This is a genomic window from Pseudomonas fluorescens group sp. PF-1, from assembly GCF_054481335.1.
In genome coordinates, this window is sequence record NZ_JBTMNG010000002.1 from 3,267,618 (window position 1) to 3,294,151 (window position 26,534).

At 61.4% G+C, this 26,534-nt stretch carries 19 protein-coding genes and 1 tRNA gene; 12 read left to right on the forward strand and 8 right to left on the reverse strand.

The window, feature by feature from the left end; genetic code table 11:
• Window positions 1-100 precede the first annotated feature (100 nt).
• Window positions 101-1,003: a zeta toxin family protein gene (locus ACX3YD_RS29860; RefSeq protein ID WP_458961780.1), complete on the forward strand. Its 903-nt coding sequence runs from the start codon at window positions 101-103 to the stop codon at window positions 1,001-1,003.
• Between the two features lie 98 nt (window positions 1,004-1,101).
• On the forward strand, window positions 1,102-3,021 hold the full coding sequence (locus ACX3YD_RS29865) for a hybrid sensor histidine kinase/response regulator (RefSeq protein WP_458961781.1): 1,920 nt from the start codon (window positions 1,102-1,104) through the stop codon (window positions 3,019-3,021).
• Here the strand turns inward: ACX3YD_RS29865 and ACX3YD_RS29870 are convergent.
• The gene (locus tag ACX3YD_RS29870) at window positions 2,984-3,124 is read right to left on the reverse strand and encodes a hypothetical protein (protein WP_458961782.1); all 141 of its coding nucleotides are present in this window, start codon (window positions 3,122-3,124) and stop codon (window positions 2,984-2,986) included. The two genes, ACX3YD_RS29865 and ACX3YD_RS29870, sit on opposite strands and share 38 nt — an antisense overlap.
• A 125-nt stretch (window positions 3,125-3,249) precedes the next feature.
• Window positions 3,250-4,404, reverse strand: a complete 1,155-nt coding sequence (locus ACX3YD_RS29875; RefSeq protein ID WP_458961783.1) for a MalY/PatB family protein — start codon at window positions 4,402-4,404, stop codon at window positions 3,250-3,252.
• A 281-nt stretch (window positions 4,405-4,685) separates the two neighbouring features.
• Between ACX3YD_RS29875 and fdnG the strand changes: the two genes are divergently transcribed.
• The 7 genes from fdnG (at window position 4,686) to ACX3YD_RS29910 (ending at window position 13,748) form a co-directional block, all read left to right on the forward strand.
• Complete coding sequence (gene fdnG, locus ACX3YD_RS29880; RefSeq protein ID WP_146041511.1) at window positions 4,686-7,751, forward strand: formate dehydrogenase-N subunit alpha; 3,066 nt, start codon at window positions 4,686-4,688, stop codon at window positions 7,749-7,751.
• Entirely contained in the window at window positions 7,752-8,687 is a 936-nt protein-coding gene (gene fdxH, locus ACX3YD_RS29885; protein WP_458961784.1) for a formate dehydrogenase subunit beta, read from the forward strand.
• Window positions 8,684-9,337, forward strand: coding sequence for a formate dehydrogenase subunit gamma (locus tag ACX3YD_RS29890; protein WP_130204243.1), 654 nt, complete (start codon window positions 8,684-8,686; stop codon window positions 9,335-9,337). Before fdxH ends, ACX3YD_RS29890 begins: the two co-directional genes overlap by 4 nt.
• Before the next feature lie 4 nt (window positions 9,338-9,341).
• Complete coding sequence (gene fdhE / locus ACX3YD_RS29895) at window positions 9,342-10,268, forward strand: formate dehydrogenase accessory protein FdhE (RefSeq protein ID WP_458961785.1); 927 nt, start codon at window positions 9,342-9,344, stop codon at window positions 10,266-10,268.
• A 45-nt stretch (window positions 10,269-10,313) separates the two neighbouring features.
• On the forward strand, window positions 10,314-11,744 hold the full coding sequence (gene selA / locus ACX3YD_RS29900) for an L-seryl-tRNA(Sec) selenium transferase (protein WP_458961786.1): 1,431 nt from the start codon (window positions 10,314-10,316) through the stop codon (window positions 11,742-11,744).
• Window positions 11,741-13,642 carry a selenocysteine-specific translation elongation factor gene (gene selB, locus ACX3YD_RS29905; protein WP_458961787.1) on the forward strand — a complete coding sequence of 634 codons (1,902 nt, stop codon included), beginning with the start codon at window positions 11,741-11,743 and terminating at the stop codon, window positions 13,640-13,642. The genes selA and selB overlap by 4 nt, the downstream gene beginning before the upstream one ends.
• Before the next feature lie 10 nt (window positions 13,643-13,652).
• Window positions 13,653-13,748: transfer RNA gene (locus ACX3YD_RS29910), tRNA-Sec, on the forward strand.
• 8 nt (window positions 13,749-13,756) lie between these two features.
• On the opposite strand, the gene ACX3YD_RS29915 is transcribed toward ACX3YD_RS29910, so the two are convergent.
• The 6 genes from ACX3YD_RS29915 to ACX3YD_RS29940 form a co-directional block, all read right to left on the reverse strand.
• Window positions 13,757-15,034: an OprD family porin gene (locus ACX3YD_RS29915; protein WP_458962098.1), complete on the reverse strand. Its 1,278-nt coding sequence runs from the start codon at window positions 15,032-15,034 to the stop codon at window positions 13,757-13,759.
• Between the two features lie 194 nt (window positions 15,035-15,228).
• Window positions 15,229-16,497, reverse strand: coding sequence for an OprD family porin (locus tag ACX3YD_RS29920; protein ID WP_047528866.1), 1,269 nt, complete (start codon window positions 16,495-16,497; stop codon window positions 15,229-15,231).
• Between the two features lie 128 nt (window positions 16,498-16,625).
• Window positions 16,626-18,398: an acyl-CoA dehydrogenase C-terminal domain-containing protein gene (locus ACX3YD_RS29925; protein ID WP_458961788.1), complete on the reverse strand. Its 1,773-nt coding sequence runs from the start codon at window positions 18,396-18,398 to the stop codon at window positions 16,626-16,628.
• Window positions 18,399-18,466: 68 nt separating this feature from the next.
• Entirely contained in the window at window positions 18,467-20,137 is a 1,671-nt protein-coding gene (locus ACX3YD_RS29930; RefSeq protein WP_458962099.1) for a cation acetate symporter, read from the reverse strand.
• Window positions 20,137-20,463 carry a DUF485 domain-containing protein gene (locus ACX3YD_RS29935; RefSeq protein WP_052193517.1) on the reverse strand — a complete coding sequence of 109 codons (327 nt, stop codon included), beginning with the start codon at window positions 20,461-20,463 and terminating at the stop codon, window positions 20,137-20,139. Before ACX3YD_RS29935 ends, ACX3YD_RS29930 begins: the two co-directional genes overlap by 1 nt.
• 125 nt (window positions 20,464-20,588) lie before the next feature.
• Window positions 20,589-22,211 (reverse strand): acyl-CoA synthetase, encoded by a 1,623-nt coding sequence (locus tag ACX3YD_RS29940; protein ID WP_047528872.1) that lies wholly within the window; start codon window positions 22,209-22,211, stop codon window positions 20,589-20,591.
• A gap of 229 nt (window positions 22,212-22,440) precedes the next feature.
• On the opposite strand from ACX3YD_RS29940, the gene ACX3YD_RS29945 reads away from it, so the two are divergent.
• From ACX3YD_RS29945 to ACX3YD_RS29955, 3 genes are all read left to right on the forward strand, one after another.
• The gene (locus ACX3YD_RS29945; protein WP_103405512.1) at window positions 22,441-24,717 is read left to right on the forward strand and encodes a PAS domain-containing sensor histidine kinase; all 2,277 of its coding nucleotides are present in this window, start codon (window positions 22,441-22,443) and stop codon (window positions 24,715-24,717) included.
• A 4-nt stretch (window positions 24,718-24,721) separates the two neighbouring features.
• Window positions 24,722-25,348 (forward strand): response regulator transcription factor, encoded by a 627-nt coding sequence (locus ACX3YD_RS29950; protein WP_103405511.1) that lies wholly within the window; start codon window positions 24,722-24,724, stop codon window positions 25,346-25,348.
• Between the two features lie 78 nt (window positions 25,349-25,426).
• The gene (locus ACX3YD_RS29955; protein WP_458961789.1) at window positions 25,427-26,521 is read left to right on the forward strand and encodes an AI-2E family transporter; all 1,095 of its coding nucleotides are present in this window, start codon (window positions 25,427-25,429) and stop codon (window positions 26,519-26,521) included.
• The last annotated feature ends 13 nt before the right edge of the window (window positions 26,522-26,534 follow it).

Genomic DNA, 26,534 nt, shown 5'->3' on the forward strand with positions numbered 1-26,534 from the left:
CATACCTTGATTAAAACAACGATTTGAACAATTGGGGCCAGTACGTTTTATTGGAAGGGCTGGATATCACAACTCAATTCTTTGATAAGGAAATCAAGGTATGTCAGATGTACCGAAATACAGTTACTCCTCAGACGACGTGATCAAGGCGTTCGACGAGATCTACCCGACGCTCTTTGCCGACAAAGCTGCTGAAACCATCCCGAAGTTGCTGATCACCGCCGGAGTGGAGGGCTCGGGCAAGACTTACCTGCTGGAAAAGAGCTTGCTGCCATCCGGGAAATACGGGAACTACATTCGACTGTACCTGCCCGAATATCGAAAAAAACACCCGCGTTACGACGACATGATCGAGTTGGGCGTTTTGCACGCTTACGAACATTCAGAAGCGTTTGCCAGGGAGCTGGGTTCGAAAATCTTCGCCAACGCGCTTTCTTATGGATACAACATCATCATGGAGTGCGCGTTCGATGACATCGGTTTTGCCGGATTGGCAAAGTTTGTGCCTGGTTATCAACTCGAAGTCCATGTCGTGGGTTGTAATCACGCGTTCGCCCATCTGTCCAGCATCAAAAGAGCATTCTCCAGCCTGCAAAAGCAGGAGATGGAGCGGTTTGTCAGCTATTCGAGACTCGAGTCGAGTATCAGCAACGCCCCGGCGGTTCTCGTTGCGTTCGAGTTCATCGCAAAGACGGTAAGTGGCTCGCAGATCTTCTTGTACGAGCGTGGCCTGGGGACGCTGAGCGAACGGGTACTGCGTGCTCACAGCCGCTATACCCTGGACGCAAACGGGAATCTGAACGAAGCGTCAACGTTGCAGCCATATGTGTACAGCGCTTATGACACCATCCTCAGGAGGTCCGTCTACTCGATGGAGGAGCGTGACGAGATGGTCAAGGAATGTCATCTACAGCTGCTTAAAACCAGCCAATATGACAAACAGGTTCCTGATTTCGTCTACAACGATCTTTATTCCTATATCACCAAATACGTCTATCGCTAGGCCGGGATTGCAGGCTGCGAAGCAAACTGCCGGAATCATGGCTTTCCAAATGCGGTTTGTCTCATACTCCAGAAAAGCAATGATGATGCGAGAACTCAATGAGCGAGGATCGAAGCAGGCCGAATGCCGTTGAGGACAAGCGTTTTCGCCTGTTGATCGATGCGGTGATTGACTATGCGATCTACATGATTGACCCCGACGGCATCATCACCAGCTGGAACGCTGGCGCCAAGCGTTTCAAGGGGTATGAGGAGGCGGAAATCCTCGGCCAGCATTTCTCGCGCTTCTACACCAATGAGGACCGCCGTGCCGGTTTGCCCCAACGGGCGCTGGACACGGCGATTCACGAAGGGCGATTCGAAGGCGAAGGCTGGCGCGTACGCAAGGACGGCACGCACTTCTGGTCCCACGTGGTGATTGATCCGATTATTGACCCTTCGGGAAAATTGCTGGGATTTGCCAAGATCACCCGTGATCTGACCGATCGTAAAATGGCCGAAGAAGTCCTCAAGCAGAGTGAACAGCAATTCCGCTTGCTGGTGCAAAGCGTCACGGACTACGCCATCTACATGCTCGCTGCGGATGGACGCGTGACCAACTGGAATCTCGGTGCGCAGCGCATCAAGGGCTATTTGCCCCAGGAAGTGATCGGCGAACATTTCTCAATGTTCTATACCCCGCAAGACCGCGAGGCGGGTGAGCCGCAGCGAACGCTGGATACGGCGATCCGTGAAGGGCGATTCGAAAGCAAGGGCTGGCGTGTGCGCAAGGACGGTACGCAGTTCCTTGCGCATGTCGTGGTCGATCCGATCCGGGGCGACACCGGCACCTTGCTCGGATTCGCCAAGATCACCCGCGACATCACCGAAGCGACACAGGCCCAGCAGACGCTGGAGCAAACCCGCGAAGCCTTGTTCCAGGCGCAGAAAATGCAGGCCATCGGCCAACTCAGCGGCGGGATCGCCCACGACTTCAATAATTTGCTGACCGTCATTCTCGGCAATCTGGAAATCGTCCGCAAACGTCTGGCGGATGATCCAAAAGTCGTGCGTTTGCTCGACAACGCCACCCAGGGAGCCTTGCGCGGTGTCTCCCTCACCCAGCGCATGCTGGCTTTTGCACGGCGCCAGGAGCTGAAGTCCGAACCGGTTGAGATACCGGCCCTGGTGCAGGGTATTTCCGGGCTTTTGCGCAGTTCGTTGGGACCTTCAGTGGTATTGGAAACGCGTTTTCCCGCGGATGTCGAACCGGTGATGGCTGACGTCAACCAACTTGAACTGGCCTTGTTGAATCTGGCCACCAACGCCCGTGACGCCATGCCCCATGGCGGCAAAATCGTCATCAGCACGCGCAGTGAAGAGTTTCAGAAGGGCAACCGCCCGGCACTGGCTGCTGGCCGTTATGTGTGCCTGAGCGTCAGCGACACCGGGGAGGGGATGGATGAGGCGACGCTGGCGTCGGCGATGGACCCGTTCTTCACCACCAAAGGACTGGGCAAAGGCACCGGGTTGGGGTTGTCGATGGTCCACGGCTTTATCGCGCAATTGGGCGGACGGTTCGTACTCAAGAGCCAGAAAAACCAGGGCACCACGGCGGAACTGTGGTTGCCCGTCGCTACCGAGTGCACGGCTGCCCTTGTTGCCGACGAACCCGTGGCACCGGATGTGCCTCGCCTGTGCGTCCTGGTGGTGGATGACGACAGCCTGGTGCTGACCAGTACCTGTCTGTTGCTGGAAGACCTTGGTCATCGAGTCGTCAGCGCAACATCCGCTGTCCAGGCACTGGAACTATTTGTCGGGCAACAGGACATTGACCTGGTGATCACTGACATGGCAATGCCGCAAATGAATGGTGCGCAACTGGCGGATGCGATCCGCATACTGAACCCCACCGTACCGATTATTCTGGCCACCGGTTATGCCGAGCGACTGGAAGGCTTCGCCGCCAAACTGCCAAGGCTGCCGAAACCCTTTACTCAACTCAGCCTGGTGGAAGTGATTGCTTCGGCGATGAAGTGAGCGGCCGGGTGTACTGCTCATAACGCGCCAACGGCGGTTGCGTGCTGAAGTCCCAGTGCCCCACCAGCACTACGCCGAGCAAGGTCACCAGAAACACTTCCATGGCCCGTTCGACCAGGCTGCCAAACGACAGTATGTCGCCGACTCCAGTGCGCTGCGTTCAGTCTGGTTAAACGCGTTATCGTTCACGTCCATCGCGAGCAAGCTCGCTCCTGCAATCGGGCGGTATCAGGCGTGGAGGTTGCGCAAACTGCGTTCCATCCGCGCGATGCCTTCTTCCAGCAACGAGCGCGGGCAGCCGAAGTTAAGGCGCACGAACTGTTGGCAGTCATCGCCGAAGTCCAGGCCGGCGCTCAAACCGACTTTGGCCTGTTCGAGGAAAAACTGCTGGGGGTTCTCCAGGCCCAACGCCGAGCAGTCGAGCCAGGCCAGGTAGGTGCTTTGCGGTATGTTCATGCTGATGCCCGGCAGGCGGCTGCGCACGGCCTCGACCAGGTAGTCACGGTTGCCTTGCAGGTAGGCCTTGAGTTCGTTCAGCCAGGGCGCGGCTTCGCTATAAGCGACGCGGGTGGCTTCCAGTCCCAGGGGGTTGACGCTGTCGACCATGCCGCAACGGGCCTGGTTGACGCGCTCGCGCAAGTGACGGTCCTGAATGATCATGAACGAGGTTTTCAGCCCGGCGATGTTGTAGGCCTTGCTGGCCGACATCAGGGTGATGGTGCGCTGGGCAATTTGCGGGCTCAGTGTCGCCATCGGAATGTGCTGGCGACCGTCAAAACACAGTTCGGCATGGATTTCGTCGGAGATGATCCAGGCGTCGTGCTCCAGGCAGATATCGGCAATGGCCTGCAGCTCGGCACGCGGGAAGGCCTTGCCCAGCGGGTTGTGCGGGTTGCTCAACAGCAGCGCGCCGCCACCTTGCAGCGACTGGCTCAAGGTCGCCAGCGGCGTGCTGTAGGTACCGTCAGGCTGCGCCTCGAAGCCCAGTTCGACCTTGTTCAGCCCCCAGTGGCCCGGGGCGTGGCGCAGCGGCGGGTAGTTCGGCACCTGCACCACGACATTCTGTTGCGGTTGCACCAGCGCCTTCAGCGCCATGTTGAAGCCCGACTCGACGCCCGGCAGAAAGATCAGTTCCTGCGGCTCTACGCGCCAGGCGTACTTGTTCCACAGATCGGCAACGATGGCCTCGCGCAAGTCGTCCGAGGCCACGCTATAGCCGACCATCGGGTGCTCCAGGCGTTTTTGCAGGGCCTGGATGATCACCGGCGGCGCGGCGAAATCCATGTCGGCGACCCACATCGGCAACACGTCGGCCGGGTAGCGGCTCCATTTGGTGCTGCCGGTGTTGTGGCGGTCGAAGACCTGATCAAAATCGAAAGTCATGCGCAGTCTCGTGAAGGCTGGGTTGGATATGGCGCCATGATAAGCGCCAAGCCCCTGTAGGAGCGAGCCTGCTCGCGATGGAATCTGAGTCGACACACCATCGCGAGCAAGCTCGTGTCTACAGGTGGCCGCGTCCCCCGGGAATGCCCGACGGTCGGGTGACATCGCGGTTTCGACAGCCTTGACTAGAGTTTAAGTGTCGGCAGCCCGCCTGCCGCAAGGGTGTTTGTCCAGAAAAATCCGGGAAAACTACCGGATCTCCACCTGATCAGGAGTGCACGATGGACCTCAGCCGTCGTCAGTTCTTCAAGGTCGCCGGTATCGGCCTTGCAGGCTCTAGCCTGGGCGCGCTGGGCATGGCCCCGGCGCCTGCCTTTGCCGAACAGGTGCGCCACTTCAAGCTCGCCCACACCCATGAAACCCGCAACACCTGCCCGTACTGCTCGGTCGGCTGTGGGGTGATCATGTACAGCCAGGGCGATGCGGCGAAGAATGTCGCGCAAAGCATCATTCACATCGAAGGTGACGCCGACCACCCGGTCAACCGCGGCACCTTGTGCCCCAAAGGCGCGGGCCTGCTGGACTTCATTCACAGCCCCGGCCGCCTGCAGTACCCGCAGGTCCGCAAGCCCGGCAGCAGCGAATGGACGCGGGTGTCCTGGGATGACGCGCTCAATCGCATCGCCGACCTGATGAAGGCCGACCGCGACGCCAACTTCATCGAAAAAAACGCCCAGGGGCAAACGGTGAACCGCTGGCTGACTACCGGTTTCCTCGCGGCCTCGGCGGCGTCCAACGAAGCGGGCTACATCACCCACAAGGTCATTCGCAGTCTCGGCATGCTGGGGTTTGATAACCAGGCGCGTGTCTGACACGGTCCGACGGTGGCAAGTCTTGCCCCGACGTACGGCCGTGGTGCCATGACCAATACCTGGACCGATATCGCTAACGCGAATCTGGTTCTGGTGATGGGCGGCAACTCGGCAGAAGCGCACCCTTGCGGTTTCAAATGGGTGACCGAAGCCAAGGCGCACAACAAGGCGCGGCTGATCGTGGTCGACCCACGATTTACCCGGACCGCCTCGGTGGCCGACTATTACGCGCCGATCCGCACCGGCACGGACATCGCCTTCATGGGCGGGCTGATCAACTACCTGCTGACCGAGGACAAAATCCAGCACGAATACGTGCGCAATTACACTGACGTGTCGTTCATCGTCAAAGCCGGCTACGGCTTCGAAGACGGGATTTTCAGTGGCTACGATGTCGCCAAACGCGCCTATACCGACAAGTCCGGCTGGGGTTACGAGCTGGGCGAGGACGGTTTTGCCAAGGTCGACCCGACCCTGCAAGACCCGCGTTGCGTCTATCAGCTGATGAAGCAGCACTACAGCCGCTACAACATCGACCTGGCGAGCCAGGTGTGCGGCATGCCGGTCGATGCCATGCAGAAAATATGGGAAGAAATCGCCACGTGCTCGCAACCGGGCAAGACCATGACGATTCTCTATGCCCTGGGCTGGACCCAGCACTCCATCGGGTCGCAGATCATCCGCAGCGCCGCCATGGTGCAATTGCTGCTGGGCAACGTCGGCATGCCGGGCGGGGGCGTGAATGCCCTGCGCGGCCACTCCAACATCCAGGGGCTGACCGACCTGGGGCTGTTGTCCAACTCGTTGCCCGGTTACCTGACGCTGCCGGGCGACGCCGAGCAGGACTACAACGCCTACATCGTCAAACGGACGCAGAAACCGCTGCGTCCGGGGCAGTTGTCCTATTGGCAGAACTACGGCAAGTTCCACGTCAGCCTGATGAAAGCCTGGTACGGCGCCAACGCCACGGCCGAGAACAACTGGTGCTACGAGTACCTGCCGAAACTGGACATTCCCAACTACGACATCCTCAAGGTGTTCGACCTGATGGGGCAGGGCAAGGTCAACGGCTACATGTGCCAGGGCTTCAACCCGATCGCCGCGTTGCCCGACAAGAACCGGGTGATGGCGGCACTGGCCAGACTCAAGTGGCTGGTGGTGATGGACCCGCTGGCCACCGAAACCTCGGAGTTCTGGCGCAACGTCGGGCCGTTCAACGATGTGAAGAGCGCCGACATCCAGACCGAAGTGATACGCCTGCCCACCACCTGCTTCGCCGAAGAAGACGGCTCGCTGGTCAACAGCAGCCGCTGGCTGCAATGGCACTGGAAAGGCGCCGATGGCCCAGGTGAGGCGCAAACCGACATCCGCATCATGAGCGAGCTGTTCCTGCGCTTGCGCCAACGCTATCAGAGCGAAGGCGGGAAGTACCCCGACCCGATCCTCAAACTGTCCTGGCCCTACAAGATCGCCGACGAGCCTTCGCCAGAAGAACTGGCCAAGGAAATCAACGGCTCCGCCACCGCCGACTTCACCGATGCCACTGGCGCGGCGGTCAAGGCCAATACCCAACTGGCGGCGTTCAGTCAGCTCAAGGACGATGGCAGTACGGCGTCCGGTTGCTGGATTTTCTGCGGCAGCTGGACCGAGGCGGGCAACCAGATGGCCCGCCGCGATAACAGCGATCCGTATGGCATGCATCAACATCAGGGCTGGGCCTGGGCCTGGCCGGCCAACCGGCGGATTCTCTACAACCGTGCCTCGGCCGACGTGCAAGGCAAACCCTGGGATCCGAAAAAACGCCTGGTGTGGTGGAACGGCAAAGCCTGGGGCGGCACCGACGTGCCTGACTACAAGGCCGATGTGCCGCCGGAAGCCGGGATGAACCCGTTTATCATGAATCCCGAAGGCGTGGCGCGGTTCTTCGCCGTCGACAAGATGAACGAGGGGCCTTTCCCCGAACACTATGAACCGTTCGAAACGCCTATCGGCATCAACCCGATGCACCCGGACAACAAGAAAGCCACCAGCAACCCGGCGGCGCGGATCTTTGATTCGGTGTGGGATTCGCTCGGTGTGGCCAAGGATTATCCGTACGCCGCCACCAGCTACCGGCTGACCGAGCATTTCCACTTCTGGAGCAAGCACTGCAAGCTCAACGCGATTGCCCAGCCCGAGCAGTTCGTCGAAATCGGTGAAGTGTTGGCCAAGGAGAAAGGCATCGTCGCCGGCGACCGTGTGCGCGTCAGCTGCAAGCGCGGTCATATCGAAGCGGTGGCGGTGGTGACCAAGCGGATTCGGCCGTTGCAGGTCAACAATCAAGTGGTGCACCAGATCGGTATCCCGCTGCACTGGGGGTTCACCGGCCTGACGCGCCACGGTTACCTGACCAACACCCTGGTGCCGTTCCTCGGCGACGGCAACACCCAGACCCCGGAATCCAAGTCATTCCTGGTCAACGTGGAGAAAATCTAAATGGCCAGCCAAGACATCATTGCCCGCTCGGCCACCACCACCGTACCGTCCTCGGTACGCAATCAGGAGGAAGTCGCCAAGCTCATCGACACCACCAAATGCATTGGCTGCAAGGCCTGCCAGGTCGCCTGTTCTGAATGGAACGAGCTGCGCGACGAGGTCGGCCACAACCACGGCACCTATGACAACCCGCAGGATCTCAGCGCCGAAACCTGGACCCTGATGCGCTTTACCGAGCACGAAAACGATGCCGGCAACCTCGAATGGCTGATTCGCAAGGATGGCTGCATGCACTGCGCCGAGCCCGGTTGCCTGGCGGCATGCCCCAGCCCCGGTGCGATCATCAAGCACGCCAACGGCATCGTCGATTTCAACCAGGACCACTGCATCGGTTGCGGGTATTGCATCACCGGTTGCCCGTTCAACATTCCACGCATCTCGCAAAAGGATCACAAGGCCTACAAATGCACCTTGTGTTCGGACCGGGTGGCTGTAGGGCTGGAGCCGGCCTGCGTGAAAACCTGTCCGACCGGGGCCATCGTCTTCGGCACCAAGGAAGACATGAAGGAGCACGCCGCCGAGCGCATCGTCGACCTCAAGAGTCGCGGTTTTGACCAGGCCGGTCTGTACGACCCCGCAGGCGTCGGCGGCACCCATGTGATGTACGTGCTGCACCATGCCGACACGCCGAAGCTCTACGCCGGACTGCCCGCCGATCCGGCGATCAGTCCGTTGGTGGGCCTGTGGAAAGGCGTGAGCAAACCCCTGGCGCTGCTGGCGATGGGCGCGGCGGTGCTGGCCGGCTTCTTCCACTACGTGCGCGTCGGTCCGCAGATCGTGGAAGAAGATGAACGGCCGCCAGGCAACGACCCGGCGGTGCATGAGGTCGATCCGTCGGTGCACACCTATGATCCGAAGCGGGAGAACAGGCCATGATCCGCAAAGAGATCCTTCGCTACACCGCCAATCAGCGCACCAATCACTGGCTGGTGGCGATCCTGTTTTTCATGGCAGGGCTGTCCGGGCTGGCGTTGTTTCACCCGGCGCTGTTCTGGCTGAGCAACCTGTTTGGCGGCGGTCCCTGGACACGCATCCTGCACCCCTTCATGGGTGTGTTGATGTTCCTGCTGTTCCTCGGGTTGGTGGTGCGTTTCTGGCGCGCCAATTACTTCATTGCCAATGACCGCTTGTGGCTCAAGCGCATTGACCGGGTGATGAAAAACGAGGAGGAGGGCGTGCCCCCCATCGGCAAGTACAACCCCGGGCAAAAGCTGCTGTTCTGGACTTTACTGCTGTGCATGTTCGGGTTGCTGTTCACCGGTCTGGTGATCTGGCGTGCGTATTTCAGCGACTACTTCGGCATCACCCTGATCCGTTGGGCGATGTTGCTGCATGCACTGGCCGGTTTCGTGCTGATCCTGAGCATCATCGTGCACATCTATGCCGGGATCTGGATCAAGGGCTCGGTCAGCGCCATGATGCATGGCTGGGTCAGCCGCGCCTGGGCGAAGAAACACCATGAACTGTGGTATCGCGAGGTGACGCGTGACGAGCGTCCCGACCCGCCCTTGAGCAAAAAAGGATAACGATTTGGCCACCATTCTGGAGCCAGGAGAGATCGAAGCGGCGGCCACGGCACCGCCGTTTCTGCACCTGCCACCGTCCAACCTGTTCACCTTGCGCGCGCTGCGCCTGGAGCGTCTGGCAGAAGGGCATCCATTGGCCGAGTACCTGCGCCTGATTGCCGAATTGTGTCACGCGCAGCAGCGTCTGATGGATGATCCGCCCGACGCGGCCGTGCCGGACCCGCAGCGTGTCCAGCGCTGCCTGGAACACGGCTTGCCTCCGTTCGCCGCCGACAGCCTGGTGCGCGAAGACGCCTGGTTGCCCTGGCTGCACGGTTTGTTGCAAGGCTATCAACCCGCAGCGCAATCACCGATGGAGCAGGCCGTGACGACATTGCGCAACGCCAGCGCCGGGCAGCTCAAGACCTGGGCGCTGGCGTTGGTCAGCGGTCAGTTCTCCTTGCTGCCGGCGGCCCTGGTGCCGTTTCTCGGCGCGGCATTGCAGGCCGCGTGGAGTCATTGGTTGCTGACGACGCCAAACCTCGCCCTGAAGCCCGGCACCAGCCTCAACCAGTGCCCGGCCTGTGGATCACCGGCCATGGCCGGGGTGATTCGCCATCGTGGCAAATACAACGGCCTGCGCTATCTGGTGTGCTCGCTGTGCGCCTGTGAATGGCACGTGGTGCGGGTCAAGTGCGTGTATTGCGAGCAAAGCAAGGGCCTGCGATACGTCAGCTTCGACAGCGACCGGCATGCCGCCGACAAAGCGCCGTTGCGCGCCGAAACCTGCCCCGGCTGCCAGAGTTACCTCAAGCAGATCTATCTGGAGTGCGACGCCGAAGGCGAAGCGCTGTCCGCCGACTTGAGCAGCCTGATGCTCGACATGCGCCTGGAGCAGGAAGGCTTTCAGCGGCCGGCGCCCAATCTGCTGCTGGCCCCCGGAGGCGACTGAAGCGAACGTCTACACTCAGGCGGTCAACCTTTGCCGGAGCGCCTGATGTCCGCCAGATCCGCCAGCCCAGCCTTGCGCCTGCCCTCCATCGACAGCTTGCTACGCGACCCGGCGTGTCAGCCTTTGGCCGAACGCTATGGGCGCGATGCCTTGCTCGCCAGCCTGCGGCAGTTGCTCGACGACTTGCGCGAACCGGTGCTGGCCGGACAACTCGACGCCGTTGAACTCGCCCCGCCAGTGCTGGCGGGCAGGGCGGGTGAGCGACTGGCCAGCCAGCATCGCAGCCATGTACGCCGGGTGTTCAATCTCACCGGCACGGTGCTGCACACCAATCTGGGGCGCGCCTTGCTGCCGGAAGAAGCCATAGATGCCGTACAAATGGCCGCGCGTTATCCGCTGAATCTGGAGTTTGACCTGCACAGTGGCAAGCGCGGCGACCGCGACGATCTGATCGAAGGCCTGATCCGCGAGCTGACCGGCGCCGAAGCGGTGACCGTGGTCAACAACAATGCCGCCGCGGTGCTGCTCACCCTCAACAGCCTCGGCGCGCGCAAGGAAGGCATCATTTCCCGGGGCGAGCTGATCGAAATTGGCGGCGCCTTTCGCATCCCGGACATCATGGCCCGCGCCGGGGTCAAACTGCATGAAGTCGGCACCACCAACCGTACCCACGCCCGTGACTATGAAGCCGCCATCGGCCCGCGCAGTGGTCTGGTGATGCGCGTGCATGCGAGCAACTACAACATCCAGGGCTTCACCACCCGCGTACCCACCGCAGAGCTGGCGCAACTGGCGCACCGGCATGGCTTGCCGCTGCTGGAGGACCTCGGCAGCGGCAGTTTGCTGGACCTCACGCGCTGGGGCCTGCCGGCCGAGCCGACGGTGCGCCAGGCGTTGCTCGACGGCGCAGACATCGTCACCTTCAGCGGCGACAAACTGCTCGGCGGCCCCCAGGCTGGCTTGATCGTCGGCCGCAAAGAGCTGATTGCACGGATCAAGAAAAACCCGCTGAAACGAGCGCTGCGCGTCGACAAACTGACCCTCGCCGCCCTCGAAGCCGTGCTCGGCCTGTACCGCAACCCGGATCGCCTGGCCGAGCGGCTGCCAAGCCTGCGGCTGCTGACCCGACCCCAGGCGGATATCTTCGCCCAGGCCCAACGCCTGTTGCCGCCCCTGGCGCAGGTGCTGGGCGCTGCCTGGGGCGTCAGTGCAGTGCCGGCGCTGGGCATGATCGGCAGCGGCAGCCAACCGGTGGCGCGCTTGCCGAGTGCGGCGCTGTGCCTGCGGCCGAACTGCTCCAAACGTCTGCGCGGTCGTTGGCTGCACGGTCTGGAAGAGCACCTGCGGAGCCTGCCGATTCCGGTGCTCGGGCGCATCGACGACGACGCCTTGTGGCTGGACTTGCGGCAACTGGACGACGAGCCGGCGTGGTTGGCGCAACTCGGCCAGTTGCAAGCAGGAGAAGCAGCACAGTGATCGTCAGCACCGCAGGGCACATTGATCACGGCAAGACCGCATTGCTCCAGGCACTGACCGGGCAGGCCGGCGACCGACGCCGGGAAGAGCGTGAGCGAGGCATGACCATCGACCTCGGTTACCTCTATGCCGCGCTGGAACCGGGCGCCGGCCTCACCGGTTTTATCGACGTCCCCGGTCATGAGCGCTTCACCCACAACATGCTGGCCGGAGCGCAGGGCATCGATCTGGTGCTGATGGTAGTGGCTGCCGACGACGGGGTGATGCCGCAAACCCGCGAGCACCTGGCCATCGTCGAACTGCTGGGCATCCCCCGGGCGCTGGTGGCAATCAGCAAATGCGACCGGGTCGATGGGGCTCGGGTGCAAGACGTTTGCGAGCAGATCAACGCCTTGCTGGCGCCCGGCCCTTATGCCGATGCGCCGCAGATTGTGCTGTCGAGCGTGACCGGGCAGGGCATCGACACCCTGCGTCAGGCCTTGATCAAGGTGCAACGCGAGGTCGTTCAACGCAGCCACGAAGGTGGTTTTCGCCTGTGGATCGATCGGGCGTTCAGCGTGGCGGGCGCGGGTATCGTGGTCACCGGCACGGCGCTGTCCGGGCAGGTGGCGGTGGGCGATACGTTGATGCTCGGCCCCCTCGGCAAACCGGTGCGGGTGCGCGGCCTGCATGCGCAGAATCAAGTGGCCGAGGTCGCCCTGGCCGGCCAGCGTGTTGCCTTGAACATCAGTGCCGAACGCCTGGCGCTGGAGCAGATTCACCGAGGTCAGTGGCTGTGCGCCGAATGGCTGTATGCCCCGACCCGGCGAATCGATATCGACCTGCGTCTGTTGCCCGGCGAACCGCGCGCTTTCGAGCACTTTCAACCGGTGCACGTTCATCTCGGCACCCAGGACGTAACCGGGCGTGTGGCGTTGCTGGAGGGCACCAGCCTGGTGCCGGGCGCACGGATGTTCGCGCAACTGCTGCTCAATGCGCCGGTGCAGGCAGTCAAGGGCGATCCGCTGATCCTGCGTGACCAGAGCGCACAACGCACCCTAGGCGGTGGCCGGGTGCTCGACCCGTTCGCGCCCGATCGGCAACGACGCAGCCCCGAGCGACTGGCGCAGTTACGCGCCCTGGCCACGCACAATGAGTTGGAGTACTGCCTGCCGGCATTACTGGCCCACGGCGAAACGGGGCTGGACTCGGTGCGTCTTGAGCGTCAATTCAATCGCCCCCACGACACCTGGGTGTTACCTGCGGACGTGCGTCTGATCGACACCCGCCAAGGGTCTTTGCTGTTCAGCGCGGCGCGCTGGGAAGGGCTGAAAACACGCTTGCTGGAACAACTGGCGCGCTTTCACGAACTGGAGCCGGACCAGATGGGTCCGGACCGTGATCGCCTGCGTCGATTCAGCGCCACGGTGCTTGATCGTCCGACGTTCATCTGCCTGCTTGACGAACTGCTGGCCAGTGGCGCCATCGCCAGCAGCGGGCCGTGGCTGCATCTGCCTGGCCATCAAGTGCGCTTGAGCGACGCGGACGAGGCCCTGTGGCAAGCGTTGCAGCCCTTGTTCGAAACAGCCGGTTTCGATCCGCCGTGGGTGCGCGACTTGCCCCATGACGAAGCTACGGTGCGGCTGCTCCTGCGCAAAATGGCCCGGTTGGGGTTACTGCACCAGGTGGTCCGCGACCTCTTCTACACCGATGCGATGATCCGCCGTTTGGCGGCTATGCTGTTGCAACTGGCCGACGACAACCCGGTGATCCAGGTGTCGGCGTTTCGCGATGCAGTGGGCCTGGGGCGCAAGCGCAGTATCCAGATTCTCGAATACTTCGACCGCCTGGGGCTGACCCGACGGGTTGGCGACCGGCGCCAGATTCGCCCCGACAACGTGTTGGCCAGGCGCCCGTAGCAGGTTTCAAGGAAGGTAATCGCGCCCGGTGGCGCGGCCGGGCTTCAAACCCGGTGGGGGACGGCATCCGTTCCCGGGCAGGTTCGACTCCGGCTACCTTCCGCCATTTTCCACTCAGAAGGGCCCGAAATTCAGCGGGTACTGGATGACCACGTAAAGCCTGTCGATGTCGTCACCGCCCTGGGCAGCGTTGGCGCGGTGCGACACATGGGACACCTGCAGGCTCAACCCCTTGGCGGAACCGGACTGCACGATATAGCGCAGGTCGATGTCGCGTTCCCAGTGGCGTCCGCCATCGCCTTGTTGCGGCACGTACTCACCCAGCGACGGGTCGAAGGGGTTGTAGGCGCCGCCCTGGGGCGCATGGGTGCCATCGATGCCGGTGCCTTTGACGTAGCGGGTCATGAAGTTCAGGCCGGGCACGCCAAAGGTGCTCAAGTCGAGGTCGTAACGTGCCTGCCACGAGCGTTCACCCGCGCCGTTGAAGTCGGCGTACTTGATCGAGTTGGCGAGGTAGATCGAATCGCCGCCGACAAAATCGAAGGGTGTGTCGCCCTGGACTTTTTGATACGCCAGGGTGAAACCGTGGGCTCCGAGCGTGTATTTGCCTGACAGGCTGTAGGCGGTGTTGTCGATGGCGCCGGCCAGCGCCTGACCGGTTTGCCGGGTGTGGTAGATGTTCGCGTCGAGGAATAGCCCCGGCTGTTTCAGGTGCAGGTTGCCGTAGTACTGGTACCAGGTGTCCGTCAGCTCTGACGCGTACAGTGCGCCGCCGACAGGGCTCTGTGTGAACAGGTCGGCGCCGGCGAACGAGATCCCGCCCGCGTCGGTATTGGCCCCGTAACCGGAAAAATTGCCCTTGCTTGAGGAACTGTCCTGGTTCTTGAAGGCGGTGAAGTGGCCGGCAGTAAGGTTCATTCCGTCGATTTCGCGGCTGTTGAGCAGAAAACCCGTGGCGTATTCCGGTTGCAGGCGCTTGTCTGAGGTGTCGAACACCGGGGTTTCCACTGTCATTTCACCGAAGGACAGCGTGGTTTTCGACCGGTTGAGTTTGATTGCACCACCACCGCTGGAGTAGTCACTGGCGCTACGCCCGTCGCTGTCGACCGGCAACAGGCCGGTTCCGGAACGGCCCTTTCCGCTGTCCAGTTTCACGCCCAGGAAGGCATGGGCGTCGAGGCCAAAACCCACGGTCCCCGGTGTGAATCCGGATTCAAAAGAGCTGATAAAGCCCTGAGCCCATTCGGCTTTATAGCTTTTGCCCGTCGGTGAGGGGGAACGGTAATCGCTGTTGAGGTAGAAGTTGCGACTGAGCACTTCCAGCGACGCACCGTCGAGAAAGCCTGATGTCGGTTCGTCTGCCAGGGCGGTCCCGGTGATGCCGGTGGCCAGTAGCGAAAACCAGAAGCACGGTCCGATTCGATGATCTTGCAATGCAGTTTCCTTGCGGGCTGACGGGAAACGAGGCGTGCATGATTGCGTAGATTCAGCCGGGAATATTGAATCGGTGTGCTGTGTCAGAAATGTTTTTCGAGGGGGGCTGCGTTTGTCGTTCCCACGCAAGCGTGGGAACGACATTTCGGGGTTTACCAGATCGGTAAGGTGTAGCTGAGGATCAAGCGGTTTTCATCGAGGTCGCTGCCAAAGTGGCTCGAGCGCACGGTCGCGTTGCGCCATTTCACCCCGACATTCTTCAACGGGCCACTCTGGACCACGTAGCCAATGTCGGTATCGCGCTCCCATTCCTTGCCTTCGGGCCGATTGCTGCCCAGGTCAATGTTGGAACCGTTGATGTAGCGGGTCATGAAGGTCAGGCCGGGCACGCCGACGGCTGCGAAGTTGTAGTCGTAGCGCGCCTGCCAGGACTGCTCGTCCTTGCTGGCGAAGTCGCCGATCTGGACGAAGTTCACCAGGAATGCATCGGCTCCGTTGATATAGGCAAACCCGGTGTCACCGCTCATGCCTTGATAGCCCAGGCCGAAGGCATGGCCGCCCAGGCTATAGGTGAACATGGCGCCGAACGCATTGTTGTCGATATTGCTGCCGCCATCGTCGGTCGAACGGGCAAAGCGCAGGTCCGTCTTCAATGACTGGCCAGCGGTCACTGGCAGCAGGTAAGTCAGGTTGACCATGTGCTGGTCATAGAAGTTATCGAGGTGGCCGTAGGCATACCCGGTGGTCAGATTACTGGTCCACTTGTAGCTCAGGCTGGCGAAGTCGAAGCTGTCGCTCGTCAAATGGCGACTGGTGATGCCCTTGGCGCCGGTTCGGGTAATGCCCATGTCTTCATAGTTCGAAGAGTCGCGCTGATTGACCTGTGTCAGCCGTCCACCATCGATGGTCAGGCCTTCGATTTCCATCGAGGTCAACTGACCGCCTTCGAACGTTTGTGGCAACAACCGTGAGTCGTTGGCCAATACCGTCGGCACCTTGGGCAGCAACGTGCCGAGTTTCAGCGTGCTTTTGGATGCACGCAGCTTTGCCGTCACACCCATTTCGCCGTATTCGTCCTGAGCGCCTTTGCTTGTGTCGCTATGGCGTTTGAGCAGGCCGGAGCCGGCGCGATCAGGGCTGGAATCGAGCTTGACGCCCAGCAGGCCGATGGCATCGAAACCGACACCGATCAACCCTTCGGTAAAACCGGACTCATAGCGCAGCAGGAAACCTTGCGCCCATTCCTCTTGTTTGGATTGCGCAGCGTTGTCCTGGCGGTAATCGCGGTTGAAGTAGAAGTTACGCAGCTCGAGGCTGGCCTTGCTGTCCTTGACGAAGTCAGCAGAGGCGGGAGCCGAGAGACTGATGATACCGCCGGCAAGCAGCAGTCGGGTCGAGAGGGTGCAGGTATTGCGGTCCATGATGAAGCCCCTTTGTTTTTTTATTGTTGAAATGACGGGCACAGCGGCCCTCGCCATGGCGGCAAGGGCTTATGAATAAAAAACGCGGCGCCAAAATGAGAGGAGCTGACGCCGCGTTGGTGAAAACGTCAGAACTGTTCGGCGCTCAAGCCGAACAAAGGACCACTGCCAGCGCGAATGGATTGCTCCAGGCTCAAGATGCGTGGCAGCAGGCGGTGGATGTAGAAGTCGGCGGTGGCGATTTTCGCGCCATAAAAACCTTCGTCTTCATTGCGTTTTTGCTGGGCGACCTGAGCCATCCGTGCCCAGAGCCAGGCGTAGGCGACATATCCGAAGAGGTGCAGGTATTCCACCGAAGCGGCTCCGACTTCGTTGCGATTGGTCGCCGCGCGATCCTGCAGCCAGTCGCTCAGTTCCTCCAGGCATCGCACCGCGTCGAGCAGTTGAGCGGCATAGGGGGCGTTCGGCTGGGTGGCAAAGCGGCGAATCTCCCCGGTGAATTGGCGCAGCGCCAGCCCCTTGTCGGCCAGCACTTTGCGGCCGAGCAGGTCCAGCGCCTGGATGCCGTTGGTGCCTTCATAAATCTGCGCGATGCGCACGTCACGCACCAACTGCTCCAGGCCCCATTCGCGGATGTAGCCATGGCCACCGAACACTTGCTGGCCGTTGACACAGCTTTCCAGCCCGGTGTCGGTAAAAAACGCCTTGGCCACCGGTGTCAGTAACGCGACCAGGTCCTGTGCGCTTTCGCGTTCCCAGGCATCGTCGGAAAACTTCGCCAGGTCCAGTTGCTGCCCGACATAACTGGCGAACGCGCGGCCGCCTTCAGTCATGGCTTTCATGCTCAGCAACATGCGACGCACGTCAGGGTGAACGATGATCGGGTCGGCTGCCTTGCCCGGGGCCATGGCACCGGTCGGCGAGCGGCTCTGAATGCGTTCGCGGGCGTATGCCACGGCGCTCTGGTAGGACGCCTCGGCACAACCGATGCCCTGAATGCCGATGGACAGGCGTTCGTAGTTCATCATGGTGAACATCGCCGCCAGGCCCTTGTTCGCTTCACCGATCAACCAGCCGCTGGCGCCGTCGAAGTTCATCACGCAGGTGGCCGACGCCTTGATGCCCATCTTGTGTTCGATCGAACCACAGCTCACGGCATTGCCGGCGCCCAGGGAGCCGTCGGCATTGACCAGCACTTTCGGCACCAGAAACAGCGAGATGCCTTTCGGGCCAGCCGGCGCATCCGGCAGCTTGGCCAGCACCAGGTGCACGATGTTTTCAGTCAGGTCCTGATCGCCACCGGTGATGAAAATCTTGCTGCCGGTGATGGCGTAGCTGCCATCGGCCTGAGGCTCGGCGCGGGTGCGGATGAGCCCCAGGTCGGTGCCGGCGTGGGCTTCGGTCAGGCACATGGAACCGGCCCAGCGACCTTCATACATCGGCGGCAGATAGAGGTTTTTCAGGGTCTCGCTGGCATGGGCATCCAGCGCCAGGCAGGCACCGGAACTCAAGGCCGAATACAGTGCAAAGCTCGAGTTGGCGCCGTAGAGCATCTCTTCGAACTGCACCGCAAGCATTTTCGGCATGCCCATACCGCCGAACTCGGCATTACCGGACAAACCCACCCAACCGCCTTCGATGTAGGTGGTGTAAGCCTGCTTGAAGCCGATGGGCGTGGTGACTTGGCCTTCATGCCACTGCGCGCCTTCTTCATCACCGCTGCGATTGAGTGGTGCAATCAAGTGCGAGGTGACTTTCGCCGCCTCTTCAAGAATGGCGTCGGCCGTATCGGCGTCGACGCTGTCGGCCAGGGCCGGCAGGCGCGCCCACAGGGCCGGGGCGTCGAATACTTCATGCAGCACAAAGCGCATGTCGCGCAGCGGGGCATTGAATTGGGGCATAACGTGAACCTCGTTGGGACGGTTGTGCAACGGGCACGGCGCCGCATGGGCGGGCCGTGCCTTTTCGATCAGTGACTGGAAGCGGCGGCGGCACCGAGACCGGTCTGGGCGCGGACAAACTGGTCGGCGAAGGCATCACGCTCCTTCTCGGCGCGCACGCTGCGGTCGTGCCTGGACACCACGACGATCACCAGGAACGCCAGCGGCATGGAAAACAGCGCCGGGTGGTCATACGGGAAGATCGCGTGAGCATGACCGAGCACAGTGACCCAGACCGCTGGCGAGAGGATCACCAGCACCAGCGCGCAAACCAGGCCGGCAAAACCGCCGATGATCGCGCCTTTGGTGGTCAGGCCTTTCCAGTACATGGCCATGATCAGCACCGGGAAGTTGGTCGACGCGGCGATGCCGAAGGTCAGGCCCACGAGGAACGCGACATTCATCTTCTCGAACAGAATGCCCAGCAGAATCGCGATGATGCCCAGGCCTACCGTGGCCATGCGTGTGACGCGCATTTCCTGTTTCTCGCTGGCCTTGCCCTTCTTGAACACGGTGGCGTAGAGGTCATGGGAGATCGCCGAAGCACCGGCCAGTGCCAGCCCGGACACCACCGCCAGGATGGTGGCGAAGGCGACTGCCGCAAGGAAGCCGAAGAACAGGTTGCCGCCGACCGCTTTGGCCAGGTGCATGGCCACCATGTTGCCGCCGCCAATCAGGGCGCCGCCGACTTCACCGTTGACGTAGTACTGCGGATCGGTGCCGATGATCACCATCGCGGCAAAGCCCAGGGTGCACACCACCAGGAAGAAGAAACCGATGAAGCCGGTGGCGTAGAACACCGATTTACGCGCCTCTTTGGCGTTAGGCACGGTGAAGAAACGCATGAGAATGTGCGGCAGGCCGGCGATGCCGAACACCAGGCCCAGGGACATCGACGCGGTGTTGATCGGATCGGCGAGCATCGAGCCCGGGCCCATGATGTTCCAGCCGCTGGCGTGGGCCTGCACGGCTTTGTCGGCCAGGGTCTCGTAGCTGAAACCGAACTGCGACATCGCCATCACCGCGAGGGTGGTGCCACCGGCCAGCAACAGCACGGCCTTGATGATCTGCACCCAGGTGGTGGCGATCATGCCGCCGAAGATCACATACACCAGCATCAGCGCACCGACGATCACCACCGCCACCGGGTAGTCGAGCCCGAACAGCAGCTTGATCAGCTGACCCGCACCGACCATCTGCACGATCAGGTAGCAGCACACCACCGTCAATGAACCGAAGGCCGCGAAGATCCGCACCTTGTTCTGGTCCAGCCGATAGGAAACGATGTCGGCGAAGGTATAGCGCCCCAGATTGCGCAGACGCTCGGCCATCAGGAAGGTGATGATCGGCCAGCCGACGAAGAAGCCAATGGTATAAATGAAACCATCGTAGCCCTTGGCGAACACCAGGCTGGAAAGCCCCAGCAGGGTGGCCGCCGACATGTAGTCACCGGCAATCGCCAGGCCATTCTGAAAGCCGCTGATACCGCCGCCGGCCGTGTAGAAGTCCGAGGTGGATTGGGTTTGACGCGCCGCCCACCAGGTAATGGCCAGCGTGCCCAGGACGAAGACGAAGAACATGCCGATCGCATTCAGGTTGAGCGGCTGTTTTTCCACCGCCCCGAGGGCCGGTGCGGCGAGTACGACCGAGGCCGGCAACAGGCCGAGAGTGCCGAGGATGAGCTTGTTGAACAGGGTCATCATTTGCTCTCCTCGAGAATGGCGGCGCCCAGGACATCGAAGCGCGTATTGGCGCTGTAGACATACCAGCCGGTCAGCAGCCAGGAAAACACGATGATTGCCGCGCCTACCGGCATGCCGAGCGTCAACATCCGGTGCTCGCCGAGCGGCGCGTGCAGCCACTGCGGGGCAAACGCCACAATCAGCATGAACAGGTAGTAAGTGCCCAGCACGGCGGCACTCAACGACCAGGCCAGGCGCGAACGACTGCTCACCAGTTCAAGGAATTTGGGATTGTTGCGAATGCGTTCGCAACGTTGGGTATCGGTTGAATGGATGTCGATCATCAGTAGCTCCACTTTTGTTTTTGTTATCGGTCCGTGGTGGGCCCGGCATCGCCGAATTCGGCGTGCACGAACCCGAGGCGGCAGGTTGATCACCTGCCGCCCGAGGGGTACATCGTTGTTTCGGGTTAGAGCGCTGCGGCCCGGTCGCGCAACACGTACTTCTGGATCTTGCCGGTGGATGTCTTCGGCAACAGGGTAAAGATCACGGTGCGCGGCACTTTGAAGCCGGCCAGGTGTTCGCGACAGAAAGTGATGATGTCTGCCTCGCAAACGTCCTGGTGATCGGTCTTGAGTGTGATGAAGGCACAGGGCGTTTCGCCCCATTTTTCATCGGGACGGGCAACCACCGCAGCTTCCAGCACACCCGGATGACGGTAGAGCACACCTTCGAGTTCGATGGTGGAAATGTTCTCGCCGCCGGAAATGATGATGTCCTTGAGGCGATCCTTGATCTCGACGTAACCGTCGGGATGACACACCGCCAGGTCGCCGGTGTGGAACCAGCCCCCTTCGAACGCTTCGGCAGTGGCGGACGGGTTCTTCAGGTAGCCCTTCATCACGGTATTGCCGCGCATGAAGATCTCACCGATGGTCAGGCCATCGCGCGGGGTCGGCTCCAGGGTCGCCGAATCAGCGACCATCACGCCTTCCAGTGTCGGGTAGCGCACGCCTTGTCGAGACTTGATTTGCGCCCGCTCATCCAGGGGCAACTCGTCCCATTCGGCATGCCAGGCGCAAATCGTCACCGGGCCGTAGGTTTCGGTCAGGCCATACACGTGAGTGACCTTGATGCCCATCGCTTCGACGGCGCCGATCACTTTGGCGGGCGGCGCGGCGCCGGCAACCATGGCGTTGACCGGATGATCGATGGCCGCTTTCGCCGATTCCGGCATGTTCACCAGGGCATTGAGCACGATCGGTGCACCGCACAGGTGAGTGATCTGATGTTCGCGAATCAGCGTCAGGATTTTCTGCGGGTCGACCCGGCGCAGGAACACATGCACACCGGCCATTGCGGTGATGGTCCAGGGGTAGCACCAACCGTTGCAATGGAACATCGGCAACGTCCAGAGGTACACGGGGTGGTTGCCCATGGCCCAGGTCATTTGGTTCCCCAGTGAGTTCAGGTAGGCACCGCGATGGTGGTAAACCACGCCCTTGGGATTACCGGTGGTGCCGGAGGTGTAGTTCAGGGAGATGGCTTGCCACTCGTCGGTTGGCCATTTCCAGGCGAAATCCGGATCGCCTTCGGCCAACAGCGCTTCGTAGTCCAGATCGCTGACGGCCTGGCCTTCGCCGTATTCCGGGTCGTTGACGTCGATCACCAGCGGCGGGTGATCGAGCATGCCGATCGCTGCGCGGATCACGTTGTGGAACTCACGGTCGGTAATCAACACCTTGGCTTCGCCATGCTGGAGCATGAAGGCGATGGCCTCGGCATCCAGACGAACGTTGAGCGGGTTGAGCACGGCACCGATCATCGGCACGCCGAAATGCACCTCTAGCATCTCGGGAATGTTGGGCAGCATCACCGCCACCGTGTCGTCCTTGCCGATGCCGCGACCGGCCAGAGCAGAGGCCAGTCGCCGGCAGCGGGCGTAGGTCTGCGCCCAGGTACGGCGGATCGAGCCGTGGATGACGGCGGGGTAGTGGGGATAAACGTTGGCAGTGCGCTCGATGAAACTGAGCGGAGACAGGGCAATGTGATTGACAGCCGAAGGGTCTAACCCTTGCTCATAGATCGACATTTTCGGGTACTCGGTGGCTTATTGTTAGCTCTATGGGTGAACTCGCGAGGCAGTCGCTGAGGGCACCTTGATGTCCGGAGTACGTTATATAACATCCAGCTATACGTATGGAAGTACAACCTAGGGCGTATAGTAGTTCTACTATATTTAATTCTTTCCGATCCAAATCAATGCCGCCGCACCTCCAAAGCCGGTATATGCTTGGTTTTCCTGACAAAGTGGACCCGCGATGACCCTGACCCCCGTTCGATTGCACAGCTGGTTGCGCCTGCAGCGCGAAGGCGTGGCGTTATCCGCCCGCGCCGATGCGTTGTGTCGTGCCCTTCAGGATTGCCCGGAAGTGCAGCGTGCGGTTTATCTCAGTTGGCAGCCCGGTGCGCGGATCTACGGTCACGAGGGCTCGGCCCAGCACTTTCCGCCGGGCCAGGGCGACCCGGCGCTGGCCAGCGATCAGTTGCTGTTTGAGCATCTGGTCGAAGCCGGGCGTCTGGATCTGGCTCAAGTCCGTCAACTCGACTGCTGGTTGTCGGGCCGATTGCGTCGAGCGGCCATCAGCCATGGCCAGGTGTTCGATCTGGCCCTGCAGCCGGGGCAGGCCGGGTTGTTGCTGGTGGAAGTGCGCGAGGGTGTGAGTCTCGACTGGCTGGGCTGGGTGCAGGACTTGTTGACGACATTGCTGACCAGCGTCAATGGCATGCTGCGCGGTTCGCCGTTGCTGGGCCATGATCCGCAACCGAGCCTGTTGCTCGATGCACAGGGCCGACCGCTGGAGTTCAACGCGGCGCTATTGGCCTTGCTTGCCGAAAAGCCGTTGACCGATGTGTTGGGCTTTTTACCGGTCAATCATCGTGTGTTGGTGCGCGCATGCCTGGATCAGCAACGTGCCATCGAAGGCGTCGAGGCACAGTTCGAAGAGCAAATACTGATCTGGACCTTCATCCCCGATCCCCAGGACAACCGCGTGCTCGCCCGTTGCCGGTACGCCACGACCCAGGTGCTGGCAGAACGGGAAGCGGCCACCGCTCGCCGGCTGTACCGGCTGATCATCGAAAACACCACTGACCTGATTTCCCGGCACACGCCGGACGGGCGCTTTCTCGATGCCTCGCCCGCGTCCTGGACCTTGCTCGGCTACTGGCCCGAGGAATTGCGCGGGCAAATGGCCCAAGGCCTGTTCCATGGGCAGGACCTGGCCAGCCTGGTTCAGCGCGCGCGCGATGCGCTGGAGCAGGATGGATATCACACGATGACCTATCGCATCCGCCATCGCGACGGGCATTACCTGTGGTTCGAAACCGCCTGCCGCGCGATACGCGAGACCTACACCGGAGCGGTGGTCGAAGTGGTCAGCGTCTCCAGGGACATCACGGCGCGGGTGCAGGCCGAGGAAAACAAGCGACGACTGGCCGAGGTGGTGGAGGCCAACACCGATCCGGTGCTGTTCATCGACCCCAAGGGCCAAGTCACTTACCTCAACCCGGCGGCGCGGCGCATTCTCGGCATCGATGAGCAGCAAGCGATGCCAGCCCTGGCCGAGTTGTTCGCCAGTAGCGACCTGGGGCGCCTGCAACGTGACGGCTGGAGCAGCGCCGAACGCGATGGCGTCTGGAGCACCGATGCGCGCTTGCAGCCGCCTGGCGGCGGCACATCGGTGCCCGTGTCGCTGGTGTTGCTGGCGCACCGTTCTGCCGGCGGCGAGCGCTATTACTCGCTGGTGGCACGGGACATGACCGAAAGGGAACTGCGCGAAGTGCAACAACGTCGCCATCAGGATGAGCTGGCGCACACCGCGCGGTTGGTGACGCTGGGCGAACTGGCCTCGGGAATTGCCCATGAAATCAACCAGCCACTGGCTGCCGTGGTGAATTACGCCAATGCGAGCCAACGCTATTTGCAGACCCTGGGCAGCAATCCCCAGGCGGCCGCCAGGGTGGCGCAAGGCCTGGAACGCATTACCCATCACGCCACCCATGCGTCTGAAGTGATCCGGCGTCTGCGCGCGTTTCTGCGCAAGGGGCAGCGTCGCATGCAGGCGCTGAACCTGACCGAAGTCGCCCGTGAATCGGTGCGTTTGTGTGCCTGGGAGGCGAGCAATTGCCAAGTGACAATCGAGGATCGACTGCCGGATAATCTGCCGCCCGTTTATGCCGACCGCGTGTTGCTTGAGCAGGTGTTGCTCAATCTGCTGCGCAATGCCATCGACGCTAATCGCGAGCAACATCCTGGCCAGCCTTCGCTGATCGTGATGGCGGTGGAGCAGGGCAGTGGTGGCACCCTGGAAATCAGTGTGCGAGACCAGGGGCCGGGGGTCGGCGAGCCCGAACTGGAGCAGATTTTTACCCCGTTCTACACCAGCAAGGCCGATGGCCTGGGGCTCGGCTTGTCCATGAGCCGCAGCATCATCGAGGGTTTCGGTGGCGAACTGCAGGCCCGGCGCCAGCCTGTCGGGTTGCTGATGTGTTGCCGCCTGCCGCTTGCCGGTCCAACAAAACAACAACAGGAATAACGTAATGGCAGGTGCGACGGAGCACGTGGTGTATGTGGTCGACGATGACCAGGGCATGCTCGAATCAACAGTGTGGTTATTGGAGTCGGTCGGTCTCAAGGCCTTGCCGTTTACCAGTGGTGTCGAGTTCCTCGATGCCTGCGACGCCAGTCTCGATGCCTGCGTGATTCTCGACGTGCGCATGCCCGGCATGGGGGGGTTGAACGTACAGGAAGAAATGCGCGTGCGTGAGCTGAACCTGCCGATCATTTTCGTCAGCGGCCACGCCGATGTGCCAATCGTGGTCCGTGCCTTCAAGGCCGGCGCCCATGACTTCATCGAAAAACCCTACAACGAGCAGTTGCTGCTCGACAGCGTGCAGCAGGCACTGAGCAGTTGCGCCACGCAGCGGTCCGGCAATCAGGCCTTGCAGGCACGCTTGCTGACCCTGACTCCACGGGAACGCGACGTCATGTTGCCTCTGGTGCAGGGTTACACCACCCGCGAAATCGCCGAGCAACTGGGGGTGAGTGCAAAGACCGTCGATCTGTATCGCTCGCGCGTCATGAAACGTATGCAGGCCAGCACGTTACCGGACCTGGTGGGCATGGCCATTGCGGCGAACATGGTCGATCCACTGAAGCTGCGTTGAACCTTCGCGCCGTGCAATGTGCGTCTATGCTGGGCTAACAGATTCGCCCACTTCACGGCGAACCGTGAGGAGACAGCCATGGTGCCCACATCGATCACAGTGAAAACCTTGTCCCGCGGCCTGCTTGACGTAATGATCCGCGCCGGACTGATTGTCGTCATGGTGCTGTTTTGCTTCGAGATTTTCCGACCGTTTCGCGACTTGATGTTGTGGTCGTTGATCCTGGCGATCACGCTTTACCCGTTGCAAACGCGGCTCAGGGGGCCCCTTGGGCACAAGGATGGATTCATTGCGACCCTGATCGTGCTCGTCGCCATCGCGATCCTGATGGTGCCGGTCTATCTGTTGGGCTCCTCGATTGCCGACTCGGTGCAGAACACCATCACCACGGTCAAGACCCAAGGCTTTCAAATTCCCCCTCCGACCGAATCCGTCGCCACCTGGCCACTGGTGGGCAAACCCATATCGGCCCTGTGGTTGCAGGCAGCCAACGACTTGCCAAGCCTGACCGTGAAGTACATTCCGCAAATCAAAGGCATCAGCCTGGGGCTGCTGAGTAAACTGGCCGGACTCGGCATGGGCTTTCTCATTTTCATCTTTGCGCTGATTATCGCCGGTATCTTCATGGCCTACGGTGAAGCCGGCAACCGTAGCGCGATCCAGATCGCCTCGCGTATCAGCGGCCCGGACAGAGGGCCGAGCATCGCGGCACTGTGCACCGCAACCATCCGTGCCGTGGCGCTCGGGGTGGTCGGCATCGCTTTTATCCAGATGTTGCTGGTGGGCCTGGGGTTTGTCTTCAAGGGCGTGCCTGCCGCCGGGTTGCTGGCACTGGGGATATTGTTGCTGGGGATCATGCAGCTGCCGGCGACGCTGATTACCATCCCGGTCATCGTTTATGTGTTCGCCACCGAAGGCCCCAATACCGGCACCATCGTGTTCGCCATTTATGTGTTCGTTGCGGGGCTGGTGGACAATGTACTCAAGCCCTTGATGCTGGGGCGCGGCGTGGATGTGCCGATGCCGGTGATATTGATTGGTGCCCTGGGCGGCATGGTCACCAGCGGCATCCTCGGCTTGTTCATCGGCCCGGTGGTGCTTGCGGTCGGCTATCAGTTGTTCTGGCAGTGGGTGGAGGATCGGCCCCAGGATGAAAATCAGCCATTACTCTGAACCTGTGCGGGAA